Raw genomic sequence first — 6,000 nt, 5'->3', positions numbered from 1 at the left:
ATTCGATGCCGGCGTAGATGTCTTCCGAGTTCTCACGGAAGATCACCATGTTGGTCTTGTGCGGCTCTTTCACCGGCGAGGGCACGCCCTTGAAGTACTGCACCGGGCGCAGGCAGACGTACAGGTCCAGCTCCTGGCGCAGCGCCACGTTCAGCGAACGGATGCCACCGCCCACCGGGGTGGTCAAGGGCCCCTTGATGGACACCACGTACTCGCGCAGCGCTTGCAGGGTTTCTTCGGGCAGCCACACATCGGGACCGTACACCTGGGTGGATTTTTCGCCCGCGTACACCTCCATCCAGTGGATCTTGCGGCGACCGCCATAGGCCTTTTCCACGGCGGCATCGACCACCTTGAGCATCACCGGCGTGATGTCCAGACCGGTGCCATCGCCTTCGATGTACGGCACGACGGGCTCGTCCGGCACGTTGAGCGACATGTCGGCGTTGACGGTGATCTTCTGGCCTTGGGCGGGCACCTGGATGTGCTGGTACATGGATTCGGGTCTCGGGTGGTGGGCTTGTTCTGAAACGGTTTCAACCCTGCAGCGGAGAGCGTCTCACAGGGCCAAGCCGACAAATTCTAGTCCCGATTGAAGGGCCGACCTCCGCGGATCCCGCGCATCGGATGAGGGACAATCGCCGCATTTCCGCCGTCCAGAGCCTGCCCCATGAAACGTCTGATCGCCCCCCTGATAGGTCTGCTTGCCGCCCTGCACGGGCCGGCCTGGGGCCAGGATGCCCCCCAGCTCCAGCTGCCCCGGGTCACCCTGTCGGCGGGCATGCACCTGATCCAGACGCAGGTGGCCAGCACCCCGGAGCAGCGCGCCACCGGGCTGATGCACCGCAAGGAAATGCCCGCCAACGAGGGCATGCTGTTCGTATTCGAGCAGCGCGCCGGCCAGTGCTTCTGGATGAAGAACACCCTGCTGCCGCTCACCGCTGCCTTCATCGCCGACGACGGCACCATCGTCAACCTGGCCGACATGAAGCCGCAAACGCTCGACTCGCACTGCTCGGCCGAACCGGTGCGCTATGTGCTGGAAATGAACCGGGGCTGGTTTGCCAAGCGCGGTTTGCAGGCCGGGGCCAAGCTCAACGGGCCGCCGTTCGCCGGCACGAAAAAGTCCAACTGAATCCGCCCGGTTCCACACAAAAAAACAGCCCGCCGGCTTGAGCCGGCGGGCTGTTTTTTATGAGCCGAGAAGAAAACCCCCTCAGAGCCCCCCTCAGGCCGCCGCGGACGCCAGGATGGCGTTGAGCGTCTGGCTCGGGCGCATCGCGGTGGCGAGCTTCTCCGCGTCGGGCTGGTAGTAACCACCGATGTCCACCGGCTGGCCCTGCACCGCCGCCAGCTCGGCCACGATGGTCTGCTCGTTGTCGGTCAGCTGCTGGGCCAAAGACGCGAACTGGGCGGCCAGCGCGGCGTCTTCGGTCTGCGCCGCCAGTTCCTGGGCCCAGTACATGGCCAGATAGAACTGGCTGCCGCGGTTGTCCAGCTGCCCGGTCTTGGGCGAGGGGTTCTTGTTGTTGTCCAGCAGTTTGCCGGTGGCCGCATCCAGCGCCTTGGCCAGGATCTTGGCCTTGGCATTGCCGGTCTTCAGGCCCAGGTCTTCCAGCGACACGGCCAGGGCCAGGAACTCGCCCAGCGAATCCCAGCGGAGGTGGTTTTCTTCCACCAGTTGCTGCACGTGCTTGGGCGCGGAGCCACCGGCGCCAGTTTCGTACATGCCGCCACCGGCCATCAGGGGCACGATGGACAGCATCTTGGCCGAGGTGCCCAGTTCCATGATGGGGAACAGGTCGGTCAGGTAGTCGCGCAGGATGTTACCGGTGGCGCTGATGGTGTCCAGGCCGCGGATCACGCGCTCCAGCGTGTAACGCATGGCACGCACCTGGCTCATGATCTGGATCTCCAGCCCGGCGGTGTTGTGCTCGTGCAGGTACATCTTGACCTTGGTGATCAGCTGCGCTTCGTGCGGGCGGTACTGGTCGAGCCAGAACACCACCGGCATGCCGGAGTTGCGGGCGCGGTTGACGGCCAGCTTGACCCAGTCGCGGATCGCTGCATCCTTGACCTGGCACATGCGCCAGATGTCGCCCTGCTCCACGTTCTGGCTCAGCAGCACTTCGCCGGTGGCCAGGTCGGTGATGTTCGCCACACCGTCCTCGGGGATCTCGAAGGTCTTGTCGTGCGAGCCGTACTCCTCGGCCTGCTGGGCCATCAGGCCGACGTTGGGCACCGTGCCCATGGTCTTGGGATCGAAGGCGCCGTGCCACTTGCAGAAGTTGATGATCTCCTGGTAGATGCGGGCGAAGGTCGACTCGGGCATCACGGCCTTGACGTCCTTGAGGCGGCCGTTGGCGTCCCACATCTTGCCGCCGTTGCGGATCATGGCCGGCATGGACGCGTCCACGATCACGTCGTTGGGCGAGTGGAAGTTGGTGATGCCCTTGGCGGAATCGACCATCGCCAGTTCGGGGCGGTGTTCGTGGCAGGCGTGCAGGTCGCGCTTGATCTCGTCCTGCTTGCTCTGCGGCAGCGTGGCGATCTTGGCGTACAGATCGGCCATGCCGTTGTTGACGTTGACGCCCAGTTCCTTGAACAGGTCGCCGTGCTTGGCGAACGCGTCCTTGTAGAAGATCTTCACGCAGTGGCCGAACACGATGGGGTGCGAGACCTTCATCATGGTCGCCTTGACGTGCAGCGAGAACATCACGCCGGTCTTGCGGGCGTCTTCGATCTCACGCTCGTAGAACTCCAGCAGGGCCTTCTTGCTCATGAACATGCTGTCGATGACCTCGCGGTCCAGCAGCGACACCTTGGGCTTGAGCACGATGGTCTTGCCGCTGTTGGTGATCAGCTCCATCTTGACGTCGCGTGCCTTGTCCAGCGTGATCGACTTCTCACCGTGGTAGAAGTCGCCGGCGTGCATGTGCGAGACATGCGAACGCGAGGCCTGGCTCCACTCGGCCATGCTGTGCGGGTTCTTGCGAGCGAATTCCTTCACGGCGCGCGGCGCGCGGCGGTCGGAGTTGCCTTCGCGCAGCACCGGGTTCACGGCGCTGCCCGTGCACTTGGCGTACATCGCACGGATGGCTTTTTCCTCGTCGGTCTTCGGGTCTTCCGGATAGTCCGGCAGCGCATAGCCTTTGGCCTGCAGTTCGCGCACGCAGGCGACCAGCTGTCCCACCGAGGCGCTGATGTTGGGCAACTTGATGATGTTGGCTTCGGGCTTGAGCGTCAGCTGACCGAGCTCGCTCAGCGCATCGGGCACACGCTGCTCGGGCGTGAGGTAGTCAGCAAAGGTCGCCAGCACACGCGCCGCCACCGAAATGTCGCTGGTCGCCACGTCAACGCCCGCGGGCGCAGCGAAGGTGCGCACGATGGGCAGGAAGGCGCTGGTGGCCAGCAGCGGGGCCTCGTCGGTGAGGGTGTAGATGATGGTGGAAGACGATGTCATCGCGTTGCTCCTGTGTGGTTGTCTGCTCCCCACCGACCAGTCGGGTGCTCGGTGGGGGCGCCGGGGATCGTCCGGGATTTTGCTTTCAAGCCTCTGACCCCAAGTTCATTTTTTGAACTGGTTTACCGCAATGCGAAAAGTGAACAACATTTTTCGACTTTTTTTGCATCCGGCCAGAAAAAAAGCCCGAAGGCAAGACCTTCGGGCTTTGTTGGGCGGCCACTCTGCGGCCCGGCCACACGGGTCGATCAGGCGAAATTGGCTTCGGCGAAGGACCAGTTGACCAGCTTGTCCAGGAAGGTCTCGACAAACTTCGGACGCAGGTTGCGGTAATCGATGTAGTACGCGTGTTCCCACACGTCCACCGTCAGCAGGGCCTTGTCGGCGGTGGTCAGCGGGGTGCCGGCGGCGCCCATGTTGACGATGTCGACCGAGCCGTCGGCCTTCTTGACCAGCCAGGTCCAGCCGGAACCGAAGTTGCCCACGGCGCTCTTGACGAAAGCTTCCTTGAAGGCGGCGTAGCTGCCCCACTTGGCGTTGATCGCGGTGGCCAGCGCGCCAGACGGCTCGCCGCCGCCGTTGGGCTTCATGCAGTTCCAGAAGAAGGTGTGGTTCCAGATCTGGGCCGCGTTGTTGTAGACGCCACCGCTGGACTTCTTGACGATGGACTCCAGGTCCATGGCTTCGAACTCGGTGCCCTTTTGCAGGTTGTTCAGGTTGACCACATAGGCGTTGTGGTGCTTGCCGTGGTGGAACTCCAGCGTTTCCTTGGAGTAATGCGGCGCCAGGGCGTCGATGGCGTACGGCAGTGCGGGCAGGGTGTGTTCCATGGGGTTCCTCGTGCGGTTGGTGTTGTGAACGGAGGGCGGAACAGCCACGCTGCAACCCTCCACCGAGGCCGGATTGTAGGCACGGCCTTTATTCCGTGTGCGACCGGGTTTATCGCGTGCGGGCAGCGGCGTTGACCGTCAGGTCCAGCGTGCCATCGGCCAGGGTCGCGGTCAGTGCCTGCCCCGCCTGCACCTGGGCCACGCCGGTCACGGCAAGGCCCTGGGCATCGGCCAACCAGGCGTAGCCGCGTTGCAGCACCAGCCGGGGGTCGAGCAGGTCCAGCGCATGCTCGCTGTGCTGCAGGCGCTGGCGCTGCAGTTCCTGGGCGCGCCGCACAGCCTGCGGCAAGGCCTGGGCCACCGCCGCGCGACGGTTGTGGTGGGCCGCAACAGCCAGTTGCACGCCGCCGTGCAGGCGGTGTTGCAGACCCAGCAGTTGCTGGCGGCTGTCGTGCAACCGGGTCGAAGGTCGGCCCAGGCGCTGCGCCAGCCGGTCCAGCCCCTGCGCCCGTTCGTCCACGCCCGCCCACACCAGCGACTGCACCCGCTCCTGCAGGTACTGCAGCTCACCCAGCCGCTGCTCACGTGCCGGCGCGCACAGCTCGGCCGCCGCCGTGGGGGTGGGGGCCCGCAGATCGGCCACGAAATCGGCCAGGGTGAAGTCGGTTTCGTGGCCCACGCCGCAGACCACCGGCATGGGCGCCTGGGCGAGCGTGCGCACCAGGGTTTCGTCGTTGAACGACCACAGGTCTTCCAGCGCCCCCCCGCCGCGCACCAGCAGCAGAACCTCGCTTTCACCGCATGCGGCGTGTCGCCGGTACGCGGTTTGCAGCGCCGCGCACAGCTCGGCCGGCGCCTGTACGCCCTGCACCGCCGCCGGGTACACCACCACCGGCAGATGCGGCACGCGCCGGCGCAGCGCCGTGACCACGTCGCGCAAGGCGGCCGCCCCCAGCGAGGTCACCACACCGATGCTGCGCGGCTGCGCCGGTAAAGGGCGCTTGCGGGCGCTGTCGAACAGACCTTCCGCCTCCAGCTGCGCTTTGAGCCGCAGGAACTGCTCGAACAGGTTGCCCTGCCCCGCCGGCTTGAGCCGGTCCACGATCAGCTGCAGGTCGCCGCGCGGGCCGTACACGTCCAGCTTGCCCAGCGCCTCGACCACCATGCCATCGCGCGGGGCAAAGTTCAGCTGGTCCGCCGAGCGCCGGAACAGCGCACAGCGCAGCTGACCGGCTTCGTCCTTGAGCGTGAAATAACAATGCCCGCTGGCCGCGCGCGAAAAGCCCGAAAGCTCGCCGCGCACGGTGACCGGGTTGAAGCGCGCGGACAGACTGTCCGCAATGGCACGCATGAGCGGCCCAACCGCCCAGACGGGCCGCGCCGCAGCGTCCTGCAAAGGGGCAAACGGCTCAGCCACAGGCGTCTCCGGGGCAAATGTGTCCACACACCGCGCCGTTGCAGGGTTTTGGCCCCGCGCCGCGCATCTGCACAAGGCGCCGCTGGCAAGCCCTTGATTTCAAAGCGATTTGCACTGCCTGTTTTGTCATCGAAGTGTTGGAAGCGAGATTCCGTGCGGCCCGGCGCGTGTTGCACACCCGGTTCTTCACAAAGTTATCCACAGAATCTGTGCACCGCTGAAAGCGGCACGGGGGGTGGTTCGGAAATGGCGCCGGGAGGCCTGCGCCATAATCCCGGCATCGCACCGCG

At 65.2% G+C, this 6,000-nt stretch carries 5 protein-coding genes; 1 reads left to right on the top strand and 4 read right to left on the bottom strand.

Features of this window, described 5'->3' with window-relative positions; all coding sequences use genetic code 11:
- On the bottom strand, positions 1-496 hold a 496-nt coding region (locus RMP09_RS05450), incomplete at its 3' end, for an isocitrate/isopropylmalate family dehydrogenase (RefSeq protein ID WP_310564989.1).
- Positions 497-670: 174 nt separating this feature from the next.
- Between RMP09_RS05450 and RMP09_RS05445 the strand changes: the two genes are divergently transcribed.
- Positions 671-1,135, top strand: a complete 465-nt coding sequence (locus RMP09_RS05445; RefSeq protein ID WP_310564988.1) for a DUF192 domain-containing protein — start codon at positions 671-673, stop codon at positions 1,133-1,135.
- A 93-nt stretch (positions 1,136-1,228) separates the two neighbouring features.
- Here the strand turns inward: RMP09_RS05445 and RMP09_RS05440 are convergent, their stop codons facing one another.
- The 3 genes from RMP09_RS05440 to xseA form a co-directional block, all read right to left on the bottom strand.
- Positions 1,229-3,463: an NADP-dependent isocitrate dehydrogenase gene (locus tag RMP09_RS05440; RefSeq protein ID WP_310564987.1), complete on the bottom strand. Its 2,235-nt coding sequence runs from the start codon at positions 3,461-3,463 to the stop codon at positions 1,229-1,231.
- Positions 3,464-3,711: 248 nt separating this feature from the next.
- The gene (locus RMP09_RS05435) at positions 3,712-4,293 is read right to left on the bottom strand and encodes a Fe-Mn family superoxide dismutase (protein ID WP_310564986.1); all 582 of its coding nucleotides are present in this window, start codon (positions 4,291-4,293) and stop codon (positions 3,712-3,714) included.
- Between the two features lie 109 nt (positions 4,294-4,402).
- Positions 4,403-5,644, bottom strand: a complete 1,242-nt coding sequence (gene xseA, locus RMP09_RS05430; protein WP_310564985.1) for an exodeoxyribonuclease VII large subunit — start codon at positions 5,642-5,644, stop codon at positions 4,403-4,405.
- Positions 5,645-6,000 lie beyond the last annotated feature (356 nt).

Source organism: Hydrogenophaga sp. (assembly GCF_031426985.1).
Lineage (GTDB): Bacteria > Pseudomonadota > Gammaproteobacteria > Burkholderiales > Burkholderiaceae_C > Hydrogenophaga.
The sequence above is the reverse complement of the archived record's forward strand: the minus strand, read 5'-3'. Positions and strand labels throughout refer to the sequence as shown.

What these genes read in the sequence shown, in the direction of transcription:
- RMP09_RS05445 (WP_310564988.1), top strand. Translation starts at nt 671, where the DNA reads ATGAAACGTCTGATCGCCCCCCTGATAGGTCTGCTTGCCGCCCTGCAC.
- RMP09_RS05440 (WP_310564987.1), bottom strand. Translation starts at nt 3,463, where the DNA reads ATGACATCGTCTTCCACCATCATCTACACCCTCACCGACGAGGCCCCG.
- RMP09_RS05435 (WP_310564986.1), bottom strand. Translation starts at nt 4,293, where the DNA reads ATGGAACACACCCTGCCCGCACTGCCGTACGCCATCGACGCCCTGGCG.
- xseA (WP_310564985.1), bottom strand. Translation starts at nt 5,644, where the DNA reads ATGCGTGCCATTGCGGACAGTCTGTCCGCGCGCTTCAACCCGGTCACC.